At 67.6% G+C, this 16,514-nt stretch carries 16 protein-coding genes; 10 read left to right on the forward strand and 6 right to left on the reverse strand.

The annotated features are described in order from the left end of the window. Positions 1–16 precede the first annotated feature (16 nt). Both NF556_RS08725 and NF556_RS08730 read right to left on the reverse strand, forming a co-directional pair. Complete coding sequence (locus NF556_RS08725) at positions 17–454, reverse strand: carboxymuconolactone decarboxylase family protein (protein ID WP_252595249.1); 438 nt, start codon at positions 452–454, stop codon at positions 17–19. A gap of 80 nt (positions 455–534) precedes the next feature. Continuing rightward, on the reverse strand, positions 535–1,698 hold the full coding sequence (locus NF556_RS08730) for an MFS transporter (protein WP_252595250.1): 1,164 nt from the start codon (positions 1,696–1,698) through the stop codon (positions 535–537). 258 nt (positions 1,699–1,956) lie between these two features. Here NF556_RS08730 and NF556_RS08735 point away from each other — a divergent pair, with 258 nt between their 5' ends. The 6 genes from NF556_RS08735 (at position 1,957) to NF556_RS08760 (ending at position 8,135) form a co-directional block, all read left to right on the forward strand. Beyond that, positions 1,957–3,261 carry an ABC transporter substrate-binding protein gene (locus NF556_RS08735; RefSeq protein WP_252595251.1) on the forward strand — a complete coding sequence of 435 codons (1,305 nt, stop codon included), beginning with the start codon at positions 1,957–1,959 and terminating at the stop codon, positions 3,259–3,261. Between the two features lie 3 nt (positions 3,262–3,264). After that, positions 3,265–4,236: a carbohydrate ABC transporter permease gene (locus NF556_RS08740; RefSeq protein WP_252595252.1), complete on the forward strand. Its 972-nt coding sequence runs from the start codon at positions 3,265–3,267 to the stop codon at positions 4,234–4,236. Further along, positions 4,137–5,048, forward strand: coding sequence for a carbohydrate ABC transporter permease (locus NF556_RS08745; protein WP_252595757.1), 912 nt, complete (start codon positions 4,137–4,139; stop codon positions 5,046–5,048). The genes NF556_RS08740 and NF556_RS08745 overlap by 100 nt, the downstream gene beginning before the upstream one ends. Continuing rightward, a complete protein-coding gene (locus NF556_RS08750; protein WP_252595253.1) occupies positions 5,045–6,457 on the forward strand; it encodes a GH1 family beta-glucosidase in 1,413 nt (470 codons plus the stop codon). The genes NF556_RS08745 and NF556_RS08750 overlap by 4 nt, the downstream gene beginning before the upstream one ends. A 67-nt stretch (positions 6,458–6,524) precedes the next feature. Further along, on the forward strand, positions 6,525–7,532 hold the full coding sequence (locus tag NF556_RS08755; RefSeq protein WP_252595254.1) for a LacI family DNA-binding transcriptional regulator: 1,008 nt from the start codon (positions 6,525–6,527) through the stop codon (positions 7,530–7,532). 51 nt (positions 7,533–7,583) lie between these two features. Continuing rightward, positions 7,584–8,135 (forward strand): dihydrofolate reductase family protein, encoded by a 552-nt coding sequence (locus NF556_RS08760; protein ID WP_252595255.1) that lies wholly within the window; start codon positions 7,584–7,586, stop codon positions 8,133–8,135. Positions 8,136–8,220: 85 nt separating this feature from the next. Here NF556_RS08760 and NF556_RS08765 read toward each other — a convergent pair whose 3' ends face one another. The 3 genes from NF556_RS08765 to NF556_RS08775 form a co-directional block, all read right to left on the reverse strand. Continuing rightward, positions 8,221–8,874, reverse strand: coding sequence for a hypothetical protein (locus NF556_RS08765; RefSeq protein ID WP_252595256.1), 654 nt, complete (start codon positions 8,872–8,874; stop codon positions 8,221–8,223). Beyond that, a complete protein-coding gene (locus NF556_RS08770) occupies positions 8,871–9,191 on the reverse strand; it encodes a TM2 domain-containing protein (RefSeq protein ID WP_252595257.1) in 321 nt (106 codons plus the stop codon). The genes NF556_RS08765 and NF556_RS08770 overlap by 4 nt, the downstream gene beginning before the upstream one ends. Before the next feature lie 107 nt (positions 9,192–9,298). After that, positions 9,299–10,198 (reverse strand): Ltp family lipoprotein, encoded by a 900-nt coding sequence (locus tag NF556_RS08775; RefSeq protein ID WP_252595258.1) that lies wholly within the window; start codon positions 10,196–10,198, stop codon positions 9,299–9,301. Between the two features lie 481 nt (positions 10,199–10,679). Here NF556_RS08775 and NF556_RS08780 point away from each other — a divergent pair, with 481 nt between their 5' ends. From NF556_RS08780 to gdhA, 3 genes are all read left to right on the forward strand, one after another. Beyond that, positions 10,680–12,011: a sensor histidine kinase gene (locus NF556_RS08780; RefSeq protein WP_252595259.1), complete on the forward strand. Its 1,332-nt coding sequence runs from the start codon at positions 10,680–10,682 to the stop codon at positions 12,009–12,011. After that, complete coding sequence (locus tag NF556_RS08785; protein WP_252595260.1) at positions 12,008–12,700, forward strand: response regulator; 693 nt, start codon at positions 12,008–12,010, stop codon at positions 12,698–12,700. Before NF556_RS08780 ends, NF556_RS08785 begins: the two co-directional genes overlap by 4 nt. Positions 12,701–12,916: 216 nt before the next feature. After that, positions 12,917–14,251 carry an NADP-specific glutamate dehydrogenase gene (gene gdhA / locus NF556_RS08790; protein ID WP_252595758.1) on the forward strand — a complete coding sequence of 445 codons (1,335 nt, stop codon included), beginning with the start codon at positions 12,917–12,919 and terminating at the stop codon, positions 14,249–14,251. Here the strand turns inward: gdhA and NF556_RS08795 are convergent. Then, on the reverse strand, positions 14,236–14,871 hold the full coding sequence (locus NF556_RS08795; RefSeq protein ID WP_252595261.1) for a DedA family protein: 636 nt from the start codon (positions 14,869–14,871) through the stop codon (positions 14,236–14,238). The genes gdhA and NF556_RS08795 overlap by 16 nt on opposite strands. A gap of 155 nt (positions 14,872–15,026) precedes the next feature. Between NF556_RS08795 and NF556_RS08800 the strand changes: the two genes are divergently transcribed. Then, positions 15,027–16,466 carry an APC family permease gene (locus NF556_RS08800; protein WP_252595262.1) on the forward strand — a complete coding sequence of 480 codons (1,440 nt, stop codon included), beginning with the start codon at positions 15,027–15,029 and terminating at the stop codon, positions 16,464–16,466. Positions 16,467–16,514 lie beyond the last annotated feature (48 nt).

The following is a 16,514-nucleotide window of genomic DNA, read 5'->3' on the forward strand; positions in this document are numbered from 1 at the left end:
GCGACGGGAGGCTGCGTCAGGGAGCGACGGGATAGTGGCTGCGGATCGCAAGACGGTTCCAGGTGTTCATGACGATCGCCAGCCAACTGATCGCGGAGACCTGCTGCTCGTTCAGAGATCCGTTGTCCCACGCCTGCGGCTCCGGGACCGGCAGGCGTGTCACGTCCTCGGCCAGCGCCAGGGCCGCCTGCTCCTGCGCGGTGAAATACTGCGACTCCCACCAGGCGGCGACGACGGCCAGCCGGTCGGTCGTCTCGCCCCGGGTGATCGCATCCCTGGTGTGCATCCGCAGGCAGAAGGCGCAGCCGTTGAGTTGCGAGACGCGGATCTTGACCAGCTCGCCGAGCAGCGGGTCGAGACCGGCCTCGGCGACCGCCGCGTCAGCGTTTTTGCTCAGGGCGATGACGTCCCGATAGAGGTCGGGGTGCTGTTTGCCGAGGTTCACGCCGGTCATCGTTGCTCCCGTGGGTCAGGTTGTTCCAGAGTCAGGTGAGAGTTCGACGATAGAGCCGTGGAGCGGTGTGGGGCACCTGCTTATCCCTCGACGCGTGGCCGGCTGCGCACCAGGGCCAGGGCCAGGGGCAGCGTGGCCAGGCACGTGCCGGCCACCACGACCATCGCGGTGCTGAACGAGCTCCCGGCGGCCACCAGTCCGACGACCACCGAGCCGAGACCGGTGCCGGCGTCGAAGCCGATGTTCCACACCGCGCTGGCCTGGCTGAAGTGTCGGCGGGTCACGGCGGCGAAGGTGACCAGCATCGTCAGGTTCTGCAGCCCGCCATAACAGACGCCGACCGCGGCCATGCCGACCAGCAACGCCGCCGCGACCGTGGCGGAGGGGTCGCGCACGGACCAGGCGATCACCAGCATCCCGGCCGCGCTGAGCACCACGAGCGGCCAGATGAACCGTTGCGGCCCGGACCGGTCGGCGAGCGCGCCCATCCGCCAACGGGACAGCGCCGCCGCCACGGAGAACAGCATCAGCGCACCGACCGTGAGGGTGGAGTTGCTGCTCATCTGTGCGGTGAAGGTGATCAGGGCGCCACCGGCGAGGGTGACGGCCAGCAGGAGCACCATCGGTCGGATCAGGCGGCTGTATGCCGGACGCTCACCATTGTCCTCGGGTGCCGGTTGGCCGTGGAGGACCTTGGCCAGGGTCAGGGCGGCGGGAGCGCCCAGGACGGGCAGCGCCCCGAGGGCGAAGACGACCCAGAAGCCGACGTTGTCGGCGAGCCACGGAGCCGCCGGCAGGAGGCCGACCTGGGTGGAGGCGATGGCCAGGCCATAGATCCCGACCGCACGGCCGCGTTGCTCGCTGGGCACCAGGTCGGCCACGACGGCGCTCCCGGTCACCGTGAGGATGCCGAAGCCCATGCCGCGCACCAGGGCCAGGGCGAGGATCAACCACAGGTCGTCGCTGAGCAGGTGCAGCAGGGAGGGGAGCCCGAGCAGCAGCATGCCGGCCGCCATCACCGGTCCCCAGCCAAACCGGCGCAGGGCCGTGGGGACCACGAGTTGGGTGAGGACGGTGAAGGCCATGAAGACGCCGTTGACCAGGCCCGATCCTGCCTCGTCCGCACCGCCGTGCACCGCCCACAGGGGAGCGACCGGCAGCAGCGCGGCATAACCGCAGAAGCCCAGGAAGCTCATGATCAGCAGCGGCCGCATCCCGGCAGCGCGCCAGACGGACGTGCTCACAGTGGGGACCCTACGCGGCGATCGTGCGCCACGGCATACGGCGGTGGTTGGCGCGCAGGTCAGCGCCCTGACGGTGTGCGTGAAGGCCCACATCGCCGGTGTGAATGCACACGAGGGTCGGACGCGCCGGTTCACGCGGTGATGCTTGACAAACCCGTCCCCGGTGCGTCACTCTCATCTGTGAGAGCGCTCTCACGAGAGTTCTCACCCACACTGACCCGGCGGTGGAAGACCGCCCTGTGACAAGGGAGTTACACAGTGCAACCCACCCGGCGCACGATCACTGCAGCGGTCGCCACGACCGCGCTGACCCTCAGCCTCGCTGCCTGCGGTGGCGGAGCTGACGAGGGCAGCAACGACGACAACGACTCCTCGGGCGAGGCGGGCGGCGAGCAGATCACGCTGACCGTCGCGACCTTCAACGAGTTCGGTTACGAGGAGCTGCTCACAGAGTACGAGTCCCTCCACGACAACATCACGGTCGAGCACGTCAAGGCGGACACGGCCGACAACGCCCGCGACGCCCTGCGCAACAGCCTGGGAGCCGACTCCGGCGCGGCCGACATCGAGGCCATCGAGATCGACTGGCTCGTGGAGTTCATGCAATATCCGGACAAGTTTGCGGACCTGGCTGACCCGGCCGTCGAGGGTCGCTGGCAGGACTGGAAGGTCGACGCCGCGACCACCGAGGACGGCAAGCTCATCGGCTATGGCACCGACAATGGCCCCCAGGCCATCTGCTATCGCGCCGACCTGTTCGAGGAGGCCGGCCTGCCGACCGATCGTGACGAGGTGGCAGCCCTCCTCGAGGGCGACTGGCAGCACTACTTCGACGTCGGCAAGGACTTCGTCGCCGCCTCCGACGCTGCCTGGTTCGACTCCGCCAACGCCACCTGGCAGGGCATGATCAACCAGGTCGAGGTCGCCTACCAGGACGAGAGCGGTGAGATCATCGCCACGACCAATCCGGAGGTCAAGGAGCTGTATGACGCGGTGCTCACCGCGGCGGTCGACGATGAGTTGTCCGCCGGGCTGGGTCAGTGGAGCGCGGACTGGAACGATGGTTTCCAGCAGTCGTCCTTTGCCACGATGCTCTGCCCGGGCTGGATGCTGGGCGTCGTCGAGGGCGCCGCTGAGGGTGTCGAGGGCTGGGACGTGGCCAACGTCTTCCCCGGTGGCGGCGGCAACTGGGGCGGGTCCTACCTGACCGTCCCGGCGCAAGGCGACCACGTCGAGGAGGCCCAGGCGCTGGCCACCTGGCTGACCGACCCCGAGCAGCAGATCAAGGCCTTCGAGGCCAAGGGCACCTTCCCGAGCCAGGTCGAGGCCCTGGAGTCCGAGACCCTGCTGGCCTCGACCAACGCGTTCTTCAACGACGCCCCGACCGGCGAGATCTTCGTGGACCGGGCAAACGCGATCACCTTCCAGCCCCACAAGGGGCCGGACTATTTCTCGATCAACACCGCTCTCCAGGACGCGCTGACCCGCGTCGATGTGGACGGCACCGACGACGCCGCGACCTCGTGGGACAAGTTCGTCGCCGACGTGGAGGCGTTGGGCTGATCGGTGAGCACCACATCAACCCTCCGTCCCCGGGCGGAGACCGCTGAGCCGCCCCCGAAGCGCATCGGCTTCGGGGGCCGGCTCAGCCGGTGGGACCTCAAGCTGAGCCCCTACCTCTACATCTCCCCGTTCTTCATCCTCTTCTTCGTCACCGGGCTCTTCCCGCTGGTCTACACCGGCTGGGTCGCGGTGCACGACTGGGACCTGATCATGGGCCAGGGCGAGTTTGTCGGGGCCAAGAACTTCACCGACGTCCTGGGCGGACGCGACTTCTGGAAGGCGCTGGGCAACACCTTCAGCATCTTTGTGCTGTCCTCCGTGCCCCAGGTCATCGCCGCCATCACCATCGCCGCGCTGCTCGACGCAAACCTGCGGGCCAAGACCTTCTGGCGGATGGGCGTGCTGCTGCCCTACGTCGTGGCACCCGTGGCCGTCTCCCTGATCTTCTCCAACCTGTTCGCCGACAAATACGGACTGATCAACAGCCTGATCGGCCTCGTCGGGATCGACCCGATCGCCTGGCACGGGGAGCGACTGCCCAGCCACATCGCGATCGCCACGATGGTCAACTTCCGGTGGACCGGCTACAACGCGCTGATCTTCCTCGCCGCGATGCAGGCCATCCCACGCGACCTCTACGAGCAGGCGTCGATCGACGGCGCGGGCAAGATCCGGCAGTTCTTCTCCGTCACCGTGCCGATGCTGCGCCCGACGATCATCTTCATCGTCATCACCAGCACCATCGGTGGACTGCAGATCTTCGACGAGGCCCGGCTCTACGACCAGTTCGGCCGCGGCGGGGCCGACGGGCAGTGGCAGACCCTGACGATCCTGCTCTATGAGCAGGGCTGGACCCAGTCCAACTTTGGTCGAGCATCCGCCACCGCGGTGCTGCTCTTCCTGATCATCGTCGTCATCGGCGTGATCAATTACCTCATCATCCGACTGATCTCCACCCCGGAGGTGAAGCGATGAACCGCCCCGGCAAGCTGGTCTACGGTCTGCTCGCCGCCGTGATCCTCGGTGGGCTGTTCCCACTGTGGTGGTCCTTCCTGATCGCCAGCCACGACTCCTCGATCCTCTCGCGCGACCCCTTCCCCCTGATCCCCGGCGGCAACTTCATCAGCAACGCCGCCACCGTCATCGACACGGTCGACTTCTGGCAGGCGACACTCAACTCGATCATCGTCTCCACGGTGGTGTCGGTGTCGGTGGTCTTCTTCGCCACCCTCGCCGGCTACGCCTTCGCCAAGCTGCGGTTCCGGGGCAGGGGCCCACTCCTGGTCTTCGTGATCGCCACGATGGCCGTGCCGACCCAGCTCGGGGTCGTGCCGCTCTATCAGGTGATGGCCAAACTCGGCTGGACCGGGGAGCTGCAGGCCGTGATCGTCCCGGGCCTGGTGACCGCGTTCGGCGTGTTCTGGATGACGCAATACCTCTCCTCAGCCGTCCCGGACGAGCTGATCGAGGCAGCCCGGGTCGACGGGTGCAGCATGATCCGCACCTTCTGGCACGTCGGGCTCGTGGCCGCCCGACCGGCGGCCTCCATGCTCGGCCTGTTCACCTTCGTGGCGACCTGGACCAACTTCTTCTGGCCCTTCATCGTCCTGCGGTCCAGCAACCCGACCCTGCCCGTGGCCCTGCAGCAACTGCAGGCCGCCCACTGGGTGGACTACTCGCTCGTCCTGGCCGGTGCCCTGTTGGCCACCATCCCGCTGTTGATCCTGTTCGTCGTCGCCGGCCGCCAACTGGTCTCCGGCATCATGCAAGGAGCCGTGAAGCAATGAACGCACCCAAGGTCTTCCCCGACGGGTTCCTCTGGGGCTCGGCGACCGCTGCCTATCAGGTGGAGGGCGCCGCCTGGGAGGACGGTCGTGGCGCCTGCATCTGGGACACCTACGCACGCACCCCCGGCATGGTGCACGAGGGCCACAACGGCGACGTCGCCTGCGACCACTATCACCGCTATGCCGAGGACGTCGCCCTCATGGAGAAGCTCAACCTGGGGGCCTACCGGTTCTCGGTCTCGATGGCGCGGGTGATGCCCGACGGGCGCACCATCAACCAGGCTGGCCTGGACTTCTACCGCCGCCTCACCGATGAGTTGCTCGCCCGGGACGTGGTGCCGTGGCTGACCCTCTATCACTGGGACCTTCCCCAGGCCCTGGAGGAGGTGGGGGGCTGGCCGAGCCGGGACACGGCATACCGCTTCACGGAGTATGCCGGCGCCGTCCATGACGCGCTGGGGGACCGGATCCGGTTCTGGACCACCCTCAACGAGCCCTGGTGCAGTGCCTTCCTGGGGTATGCCGAGGGGCGGCACGCCCCGGGCGTCACCGACCCCGTGGCCGGGGTCCGCGCGGCGCACCACCTGATGTTGGCTCACGGGATGGCGATGCACGAGTTACGCTCGCGCGACGCCGACCTGAGCCTGGGGATCACCCTGAACTTCGCGGACGTCACCCCTGCGGACGCGGACGATCCGGGGGACCAGGACGCGGCCCGCCGCATCGACGGCCTGAGCAACCGCTATTTCCTGGACCCGCTGTTCCGAGGGCACTACAGCCCCGACATCGTGGAGGACCTGGCCTCGGTGTGGCCGCAGGACCTGGTCGTCGACGGCGACCTGGAGCTGATCAGCACCCCGATGGACGTGCTGGGCGTGAACTACTACAGCGGCAACACCGTCCGCGGCGTCCCTGCTGATGAGGCCCCCGCGGCGGCTGATCGTGCCCGCGCGCAGGGCGGGCCGACCCCCAACGTGGGCTCGGAGCACGTGGAGTTCGTGCCCCAGGACGTGCCGCACACGGCGATGGGCTGGGAGGTGCGCCCGCAGGGGCTGACCGACCTGTTGGTCCGGTTGCAGCGCGATTACTCCGGGCCGGCTGGCACTGAGCTCTATGTCACCGAGAACGGCGCGGCCTATGACGACCAGCCGGATGCCGACGGGTTCGTCCAGGACGACGAGCGCCTCGACTATGTGCGCACCCACCTGGGGGCCGTGCACGACGCGATCGAGGCGGGCGCTCAGGTCAAGGGCTACTTCCTGTGGTCCCTGCTCGACAACTTCGAGTGGGCCTACGGCTATGACAAGCGCTTCGGGATCGTGCGGGTGGACTACGACACGCTGGCCCGGGTGCCCAAGGCGAGTGCCCGGTGGTTCGCGACGGTGGCAGGATCGAACCGCGTCGAGTGACGCACGAAGCGATCCGCACCCGCTGACCTGCACCGAGTGATCGTCGTCCGCTGAGAGGAGTCCTGCCATGCCCGCCCATCCTGCCCCGACGCTGGAGGATGTTGCCGCGCGCGCTGGGGTCTCCCGGGCGACGGCGTCCCGCGTGGTCAACGGTGACCCGAGGGTGCGTGAGGCTGCGCGGGTGGCGGTCAACGCTGCGGTCACCGAGCTCAGCTATCGACCGAACCGGGCGGCCCGCCGGTTGGTGACCCGGGCCGCGGACTCCATCGCGGTCGTGGTGCCAGAGTCCGACGAGCGGGTCTTCTCCGACCCGTTCTTCTCCGGCACGCTGCGGGGAGTGACCCGGGCGCTCGGCAGCCTGCCGATGCAGGTGGTCCTGGTGATGGGCAATCCAGACGACGGCGACCACCGCATGGAGCGCTATCTGCGCGGTGGGCACACCGACGGCGCGATCGTGGTCAGCCACCACCAGAACGACAACCTCTGGCGGGTGCTGGCCGAGACCCAACTGCCCTCGGTCTTCCTGGGGCGGCCGTATGCCGCGGAGGCCCGAGCCCCGTATGTCGACGTGGACAACGCTGCAGGGGCCGCTCTGGCAGCCCGCCACCTGATCGAGCGCGGCTGCCGCAGGGTCGGCACGGTCACCGGCCCGCTCGACATGAGTGCCGGTCAGGACCGGCTCCGTGGTTGGCAGGAGACCCTGGAGGCAGCCGGGCTGGAGACCGACCTGGTGGAGCACGGTGACTTCACGGCGGCGGGCGGGGCCGAGGCCACGCAGCGGCTCCTGGAGCGCTGCCCGGACCTGGACGGTCTGTTCGCCGCGTCCGACCAGATGGCAGTGGCTGCGATCGGTGAGCTCGGCGTGGCCGGGCGCCGGGTCCCCGACGACGTCGCTGTCGTCGGCTATGACGACTCCGCGGCGGCGACGATGAGCCGTCCGGCGCTGACCACGGTGGTCAACCCGATCTCCGAGATGGCCTCTCGGGCAGTCGATCTGCTGCTGCGGGTGATGGACGGTGAGGTGGTCGAGCCAGCCATCCTCCCCACTGGACTGGTCGTGCGAGAGTCGGCCTGACGGCATACGGATGGGGCCCGATGAGTTCTGCACCTGGCCGGGGTCTGTCTGGTGATCACGAAAGAGGAGGTCCCGATGGCTGCGCTGCTGTATAGCGCCACGATGTCGCTCGACGGATTCATTGCCGGACCGGGAGGTGACATGGGGTGGCTCAATCGCCACCTGGGCCCGCCGAGTCCTGCCCTGGAGGCACTGCCCTCGCAGACTGGGTGTCTGCTGATCGGTGGGCGCACCTTCCGTGGCGACGATCCCAACGCGGGCACGGACTCGGAGGGTGCCTTTGAGGGGGAGTATGCCGGGCCAAGCGTCGTGCTGACGCGGACCCCGCCGGCTGAGTCGGTGCCCGGGGTCGAGTTCGAGACGGACCTCGTGCGGGCCGTGGAGCGGTCCCGGGAGCTGGCCGGTGAGCGCTATGTCAACGTGCTCGGAGCGGCGACGGCTCAGGCCTGTCTGCGGGCGGGACTGCTGGACGAGATCCTGCTGTGCGTCACCCCCGTGCTGCTGGGCGGCGGCACTCGGGCCTTTGAGCCCAACGACCTCGGTGAGGTGGGCCTCGAGCCGCTCCCGGACACCGGCGAGCTGTGGTTCCGGATGCGCCGCTGACGGACCCTGCACGCCAAACGGCCCCAGCGATCAGGTGATCACTGGGGCCGTTTGCGTGGGGGAGGGGTGGTGACTGCCCTGGTTTCTACTGCGTGTTGGTGTAGATCATGGAGTCGTAGTCCCAACCAGGGGCAATGCTCATGACCATGTCCTCGGGGTCATCCACGCCGAAGACGATGTCCCACTCGTTGGTTCGACCCTGGAGCAGGGTGCTGTCTGGGTCCCCGGAGATCCCGTTGCCAGCATCGAAGACGCGCTCGCCTTCCCCAGTGCCGGACTGCACCGTCACCACGATCCAAGAAGCGTCGACCGGTTCGTCGGTCCCGTTGGTCATACTGAGCGGGAACCGCACGAACGCGTCGTGGTGGTCCGATCCGGCCGCGTATTGGCCCGGCTGGTAGGCCTCGGGCTGGCCCACCGTCAGTTCCAGGCCGTCGGCGTAGGTCACGGTCTCACCGAAACTGAAGAGGCCATCGGAGTTCGTGGGCATGTCGGTGGTGTCGGAAGCTGGCTCTGCCTCGAGATCGGGTGGAGAGTCGGGAGCCATCGTCTCGGTGACCGTGGCGGTCACCGTCTCGGTCACGGTTTCTGCCGCGGGTGCTTCCGCAGGTGCGGCCTGCGCTGTCACCGTCGCGGTGGCCGTCACCGTTGCACTGATGGGAGCGGTGTCGTCTCCGCTGCACGCCGTCAGCAGAAGGGTTCCGACACTGGCCAGGGCGAACATCTTGACCCCGCTCATACCGGCACACCGTTCGCGGAACGGGTCATCGACGGGATCAGGAAGGCATCAACAATCACCCACACCCACACGACCGCCAGGAAGACGAACCCGACGAGCAGGATGGCGGTGGCCCAGCCGACGAGGGAGAGCACGAGTTGGGCGATACCCGTGCCGGTCTTGCCCAGGTAGAAGCGGTGCACGCCGAGGGTGCCCAGGAAGAGCCAGAGGACGTAGGCGATGCCAACCTCCTTGTGGGCCCGGACGATCATGACTGGCGGCCCCTGGGGGTTGGGCATGTTCGTGCCGTTCTGGAAACCGTACGACGGCTGCGTCATGGGAGCCGCGGGGAGCGAGGGTGGCGGGGGCGGGGGAGTGGATGACATGAGTGCTTCCTTGTGATCGAGGTGGGTCGGAGCGGTGTGAAAAGTTGAAGGTGGGGAGGTCAGAGACCCACAGAGGTTGCACCGTGGGCGGCCTGCTCCTGGGTGAATCCTTCGAAGACGAGCTGGTCGATGAGGCCCTGGCGCGAGAAATCCATCGTGTCGAGGTAGCTCTCGGCCTTCTTGGCTGCCTGCTCGTTCCAATCCACAGTCACGTTGTCCGCGCCGTGGGCCGCCTGCTCTGAGGTGAAGCCCTCGAACTCCAACTGCTGGATGAGCCCGGAGTGGGAGAAGGCCATGGTGTCGAGATAGCTGTCAGCCTTCTTGGCCGCCTGCTCGTCCCAGTCCACCTCGATCTCGTTCACCGCAAACTCTGCCTCCTCGGCGGTGTACCCCTCGAACGAGAGCTGATCCGCCAGACCGGACTTCGAGAAGGCCATGAAGCTCAGGTAGTTTTCCGCAGCTCCGACGGCGTTCTCCTGGCCCGTCGTCAGCTCGGGCTCGGCGGCGGCTGGCTCCTCCACCGTGGTTGGCTCGGCGGGAGCTTCTTCCGTCGCGGCTTCTTCCTGAACTGCAGGTGCTGCCTCAACGGCCGGCTCGAACTCTGCCTCAACGGACGGATCGGCCTCGGCTTCAACGGTTGGCTCAGTCTCTTCCTTGACGTCCTGCGCGGCGGGCTCCGCCTCCACCGCAGCCGGCGCGGATTCGTCGGGAGCAGCTTCGTCGGCGGCAGGCTGCTCGGCGACCGCGACGGTCGGCTCTTCGACCTCCCCACCATCAAGGGCGCTGCCCACAATCGCGATGCCGGCCACTGCCAGGACGCCGGTCATGATCTTGTGCCGGCGGAACCACGACTTCTTCTTGGGCTCCGGCTGCTGCGGTTCCTGCGGGTAGCCATAGGGCGGCTGGTTCTGTGGTCCGCCAGCGTAAGAGGGCGGCGGGGGCGGGGGAGTGTTCGTCATGGCGCTTCCTTGCGATTGCTGGCGATTGGGTCAGGATGAGGTCAAGCAGTAGTTGAAACGTTAAATAAAATAAAAGATTCCATAGAATCTTGTGAGCCGTGTCACTTCGTGGTGGCGTCACTCACGCGGCGGCCGGCGAAACCACGACCGGCGCCTGGGCTTCGGCGGAGACGGGACTGGGGGCGCCGGCGGATGGCCAGGCCCCCAGTTCTGGCGCCGGGCGCGTTCGTCGCCCGGCTCGGGGTCCTGCCAGGTGGTGCCATAGGTCGGTTGGTGGTCCGGCTCGAACGGGGATGGCGGAGTGGTGGTCACGGTGACTCCTCGGGTTCTCGGGGTGAGGTGACCAGCACACCGCGAGGTGATGCCCTGCCGCATCGCCCGACCGGGGAGAGGTGGATAGCCGATCGGCTAGGTCTGCGCTGGCTGCCTGTAGCCGACCGGTGGTGCCGCACTGTCAGTGCTCACTCCTACTGTCATGGGCATGTCCACGATGTCGCCCGGCGCCGAGCCGATCTCGCGCCCCCTCCCAGTCCCCGATGGCGGGTGGGCACGACTGCGTCCCCTGCGTCGGGTGACCCGGTTCGGCGCCATGGTCCTGCTCTGCCTGAGCGGCTCTGTGCTCGCCCTCGGCACGGCCCTCACCAAATGGACCGAGGACTCATCGACAGGAGAGTTGAACGCCATACAGAACATCTTGATCCTGGCGGCCATGGTGGGATCCGTCGTCGCCGTGGTGGCACTGCGGCGCCGCCACACCTCGCCGTATGCCGTCACTCTGGTGACCGCCTCCCTGCCCCTCGTCCTTCCTCTGGATGCGACAGCTGCCCTGTTTGCCCTGGCTGCTCTGCTGCGCTCGCACTCGGGTCGCCGGGTGTGGGCCTGTGTCGCGGCGGTCGGACTGGCCACCACCGTGGCGCTGCTGCGCGATGCGTCGGGAGCGACCACCGACTCCTCGATGCTCAAGTCGATGACCTCGAGCCACTCACCTGGGCAGGCCGTGCCGGTCGACCTTTCCCTCGGCGTGCCGCTGATCGTGGCGACCGTGCTGCTCGTCGCCTCAGTCGCCGCCGGTCTGCTGATGCGCAACAGGGCGGCGCTGGTGGCCACCCAGGGGCGGGCCGCAGCGGCCCAGCGCAGCAGCAACGTGCTCAGCGACCGCCTCGGGCGTCAGGCCGAGCGCGACCTGATCGCCCGCGAGGTGCACGACGTCATCGGTCACCGCCTCTCCCTGCTGTCGCTGCACGCCGGTGGGCTGCAGGTCGCTGCGGGCGAGGACCAGCGACTGTCGCACAGCGCCGCGCTGATCCGCGAGAGCGCCCAGCAGGCGATGGATGACCTGCAGTCACTGCTGCGGGTGCTGCGCGAGCCCGAAGCGACAGCCTTTAACCGGACGGCGATGCCGTCGCTGAGTGACCTGCCGGTCGTGATCGACGAGACGGTGGACGGCGGCATGCCGGTCATCTCCACGATCTATCTCTCGGAGGCCAACGATGCTGACCCGGCGTTGGCCCGCGCGGTCTATCGCATCGTCCAGGAGTTGCTGACCAACGCCCGACGGCACGCCCCCGGTGCGCCGGTGCGACTGCTCGTGCAGGGCGGCCCGACCGAGGGCATCCGGATCGAGACGGCCAACCGGTTGACCACAGCGCATCCCGGCCCGGAGGGCAACGGACTGACCGGCATCTCCGAGCGGGTCGCCCTCTGGAATGGCACCATGCGGCACGGTCTGGATGGCGAGGAAACCTTCCGGGTGGCCGTTCACCTGCCCTGGGCCGCTGCTCAGGGCGCTGACCGAATGGAGATGCAACTGTGAGTGTGGACATCCGGCCCGTGCGGGTCCTGCTCGTGGACGACGATCCGCTGGTGTGCTCCGGGCTGGAGCTCATGCTGTCCGCCGCAGGCGGGATCAGCGTGGTGGGGTCGGTCGGAGACGGTGACCTTGTGGTGGGCGCGGTCCACCAGCATCACCCGGACGTGGTGCTGATGGACGTGCGGATGCCGCGGGTCGACGGCATCACTGCCACGCGAGAGCTGTTGGCCCAGGTCAACCCGCCGCGGGTGCTCGTGTTGACGACGTTTGCCGAGGACTCAGCCGTGATGCGGGCGGTGGAGGCCGGGGCGGCTGGCTTTCTGCTCAAGACCGCTGCCCCGGCTGACATCATCGACGCTGTCCGGCGTGTGGCCGCTGGCGAGGGAGTCCTCTCGCCGGCCAGTGTCCCCGAGTTGCTCCAGCACGTCGTCGACCACCCTGTGGTGACGCGACGCCGGGAGGCCGCGGGACAGCTTGCGGCCCTGACCCAGCGGGAGCGCGAGATCGTCGTCCGCGTCGCGCGGGGCCTGTCCAACGCCGACGTGGCACGTGACCTCTTTGTCAGTGAGGCCACAGTCAAGAGTCACCTTGGGGCGGTGCTGGCCAGGCTGGGCTGCACGAGCCGCGTCGAGGTCGCCGTCCTGGCCGAGCGGGCTGGCTGGTTGCATGCGGTCACTCCGGCGGGTGCCTGACAACAGGACACCTGACAGGCAGCGAAGGCGTCAGGCGAGGTGTCGGCCGGGGCGAATTTCCTGGCGCTCCCACCTCCGCGACCGCACGCTGGTCGGCGATGGACGTCCCGACGCCTGTGAGCGGTCACACATGAGAAAAGTGCATGAGTATGCAGATAGCCGTATATTCTGGCTCCTCCGCCCCCTCATGGAACGGGAGTTGCTTGCATGACCACTCTGGATCCGGCCCTCGAACCGCTCTATGACCTCGTCCTGCAGCGCAACCCGGGGGAGGTTGAGTTCCACCAGGCCGTCCTGGAGGTGATGGACAGTCTCGGCGCGGTGGTGCGCAAGCACCCTGCCTACATGGACGAGCGGGTCATTGCCCGGCTGTGTGAGCCGGAGCGTCAGATCATCTTCCGGGTCCCGTGGGTGGACGACAAGGGCAAGATCGAGATCCACCGCGGCTTCCGGGTCGAGTTCAACTCCGCCCTCGGGCCCTACAAGGGCGGCTTGCGCTTCCACCCGAGCGTGTTGCTGGGCACCGTGAAGTTCCTGGGCTTTGAGCAGATCTTCAAGAACGCCCTCACCGGCCTGCCGATCGGCGGCGGCAAGGGCGGCTCCGACTTCGACCCCAAGGGTCGCTCGGACATGGAGATCATGCGATTCTGCCAGTCGTTCATGACAGAGCTCTACCGCCACATCGGCGAATACACCGACGTTCCCGCCGGCGACATCGGGGTGGGCGGCCGCGAGATCGGCTACCTGTTCGGTCAGTACAAGCGGATCACCAACCGCTATGAGTCGGCCGTCCTCACCGGCAAGGGGCTGGGCTGGGGTGGGTCGATGGTGCGCCGCGAGGCCACCGGCTTCGGGCTGGTCTATTTCGTCGAGGAGATGCTCCGCACCAAGGGCAGCTCGTTTGACGGGCAGCGCGTGGTCGTCTCGGGATCGGGCAACGTCGCGACCTACGCGATCGACAAGGTGCACCAGCTGGGCGGCAAGGTCATCGCCTGCTCCGACTCCAGCGGCTATGTCGTCGACGAGAAGGGCATCGACGTTGCGCTGCTCAAGGACGTCAAGGAGGTCCGGCGCGAGCGGATCAAGGCGTATGCCGAGGAGCGGGGCGCGCAGTATGTCGAGGGCGGCTCGATCTGGGACGTGCCCTGCAGCGTCGCCCTTCCGTGCGCCACCCAGAACGAGCTGGACGAGGACGGCGCCCTGGCGCTGGTCAAGCACGGGGTTGTCGCCGTGGGGGAGGGCGCCAACATGCCCACCACACCGGAGGCTGTCCGCACGCTGCGTGACGCCGGTGTGATGTTCGCTCCGGGCAAGGCCGCCAATGCCGGTGGTGTGGCGACCAGCGCGCTGGAGATGCAGCAGAACGCCTCCCGTGACTCCTGGAGTTTCGAGCACACCGAGGCGCGTCTGGCCGAGATCATGCGCGGCATCCACGAGCGGTGCGCCGCAACGGCCGAGGAGTATGACGTGCCGGGCAACTACGTGTTGGGTGCCAACGCAGCGGCTTTCGTGCAGGTTGCGGACGCGATGATCGCTCAGGGCGTGATCTGAGGGGACGCGTCCGCGATGTCCCGCCGTCGTGAACGGCGCCAGCGGATGACCAGGTCGGCGACCGCCCCAAGCACGAGCGAGAGCCCCACCCCGACGACCGCGCTGAACAGGGGGTTGCCGTCGACCCAGGCCGCGGCGAGCAGACCCAGGCTGAGCATGTAGAACGCCCACACCGTGCCGCCGATGATGCTGATCGGCAGGAACCGGCGGTGCGGATAACCGCTGGCGCCGGCGGCCAGATAGACCGCGACCCGGCCAACCGGCACAAATCGTCCGGTGAGGATCACGGTGGCCGGGCGACGCTCCAGCTGGCGGCGGCCCGCATCCAGGGCCCGCGCGATCCGGCCCGCCCGCAACCGCTCGAAGCGTCCCGGGCCGAGTGCTCGGCCGATGGCGAAGCTCAGGTTGTCCCCGGTGATGGCTCCGAGGGCGGCGACGGCGATCAGGAGCGGGAGCGCCGGGGGACCCTCCAGCGCCGCGAGCGCCATCACGAGCGCCTCGCTGGGGACGACCGGGAAGATGCCGTCGAGAACGATCATCGCGAAGGTCGCCACCAGCAGCCAGGGTTGCTCTGCGGCAGCGAGCAGCGCCGTGTTGACGGCGTCAAAGAACTCGGACATCACAGGGGCCCTGTCGCGACGGGGTGAGGGGCGGATCTACGTGACTTCATCATTGGGCAAAACAATCGCGTGGCCGCTTGCCAACGATCGTGACCTGCGTCACTCTGACAGATGACCCCGCTGGTCGGTGTGTGGGACCGCTGAGAGGAGACGTCATGAGCGACGTGGTGTTGGACAAGAGTGGCGGCGAGCAGGAGACCGAGCTCAAGCGGGTGCTCGGGCCCAAACTGCTCCTGCTGTTCATCGTGGGAGACATCCTCGGCACGGGCATCTATGCCCTGACCGGCAAGGTCGCAGGTGAGGTCGGCGGCGCTGTCTGGCTGCCGTTCATGGTCGCTTTCGCCATCGCCATCATCACCGCCTTCAGTTATCTGGAGCTGGTCACCAAGTATCCCCGCGCTGGCGGCGCAGCATCCTTCGTGCACAGGGCCTTTGAGATCCACTTCATCACCTTCCTGGTCACCTTCACGGTCATGGCCAGCGGCATCACCTCAGCATCGACCGCCTCCCGAGCTTTCGCGGAGAACATGTTCAAGGGCTTCAACACCTTTGTGGAGGAGGGCCCGGACGGCACGACCATCGTCAGCGCCGGCGCGATCAGCATCGGTGCGCTCGCCTTCATCCTGCTGGTCATGGCAGTCAACTTCCGAGGGGTGGCCGAGTCGGTCAAGCTCAACGTGGTGCTGACCCTGATCGAGCTGTCCGGCCTGCTCCTCGTGATCTTCGTCGGGCTGTGGGCGGTCGCCGGCTTCTCCGGGGCGGAGGTCGACTTCTCCCGCATCACCGTCTTTGAGAGCCCGAGCGGCAAGAGCGCCTTCATGGCCGTGACCGCGGCGACCGGCCTGGCCTTCTTTGCCATGGTCGGGTTCGAGGACTCGGTCAACATGGCCGAGGAGACCAAGGAGCCCAGCCGCATCTTCCCGAAGGTGATGCTCAGCGGGCTGCTGCTCACCGGTCTGATCTATGTGCTGGTGTCGATCACCGCCGTTGCGCTGGTGCCGGTCGGAGAGCTGGCCCAGGGCGGGACACCGTTGCTGACCGTCGTCGAGCGTGGTGCCCCCAACCTGCCGATTGACACGCTCTATCCGTTCATTGCGATGTTTGCCGTCGCCAACTCCGCCCTGATCAACATGATGATGGCCTCACGGCTGCTCTATGGCATGGCCAGGCAGGGCGTGCTGCCCAAGCCACTCGGTCTGGTGCACAAGGGGCGCCAGACACCGTGGGCGGCGATCGTGTTCACGACCGCGCTCGCGATCGGCCTGATCTTGTTGGTGCAGTCGGTCTCCAACCTCGGTGACGTCACTGCGCTCCTGCTGCTCGGTGTGTTCAGCGTCGTCAACGTCGCCTGCCTGATCCTGCGCAAGGACCACGTGGACCATGAACACTTCACGGCGCCGACGGCGCTGCCGGTGATCGGCGCACTCGCCTGTGCCTACATGGTCGGTCCGTGGACCGGCCGCGAGGGATCGGTCTATGGCATCGCCGGCTGGTTGGTCGTGATCGGTGTCGTGCTCTGGATCGTGACGTGGATGCTCAACCGGGCGCTCTATGCCAAGCCCACCCGGATCAAGGAGCCCACCGACCTGACCTGATCCACCCACCTCAACCGCACGCTTCGCCACACACCTGACCCCACCGAT

The organism is Ornithinimicrobium faecis, from assembly GCF_023923225.1.
In the GTDB taxonomy this organism is placed as follows: Bacteria; Actinomycetota; Actinomycetes; order Actinomycetales; family Dermatophilaceae; genus Ornithinicoccus; species Ornithinicoccus faecis.

Excerpts from the sequence above, each read along its gene's own strand:
- NF556_RS08725 (WP_252595249.1), bottom strand. The coding sequence starts at position 454 with ATGACCGGCGTGAACCTCGGCAAACAGCACCCCGACCTCTATCGGGAC.
- NF556_RS08750 (WP_252595253.1), top strand. The coding sequence starts at position 5,045 with ATGAACGCACCCAAGGTCTTCCCCGACGGGTTCCTCTGGGGCTCGGCG.
- NF556_RS08755 (WP_252595254.1), top strand. The coding sequence starts at position 6,525 with ATGCCCGCCCATCCTGCCCCGACGCTGGAGGATGTTGCCGCGCGCGCT.
- NF556_RS08765 (WP_252595256.1), bottom strand. The coding sequence starts at position 8,874 with ATGAGCGGGGTCAAGATGTTCGCCCTGGCCAGTGTCGGAACCCTTCTG.
- NF556_RS08770 (WP_252595257.1), bottom strand. The coding sequence starts at position 9,191 with ATGACGCAGCCGTCGTACGGTTTCCAGAACGGCACGAACATGCCCAAC.
- NF556_RS08775 (WP_252595258.1), bottom strand. The coding sequence starts at position 10,198 with ATGACGAACACTCCCCCGCCCCCGCCGCCCTCTTACGCTGGCGGACCA.
- NF556_RS08780 (WP_252595259.1), top strand. The coding sequence starts at position 10,680 with ATGTCCACGATGTCGCCCGGCGCCGAGCCGATCTCGCGCCCCCTCCCA.
- NF556_RS08795 (WP_252595261.1), bottom strand. The coding sequence starts at position 14,871 with ATGTCCGAGTTCTTTGACGCCGTCAACACGGCGCTGCTCGCTGCCGCA.
- NF556_RS08800 (WP_252595262.1), top strand. The coding sequence starts at position 15,027 with ATGAGCGACGTGGTGTTGGACAAGAGTGGCGGCGAGCAGGAGACCGAG.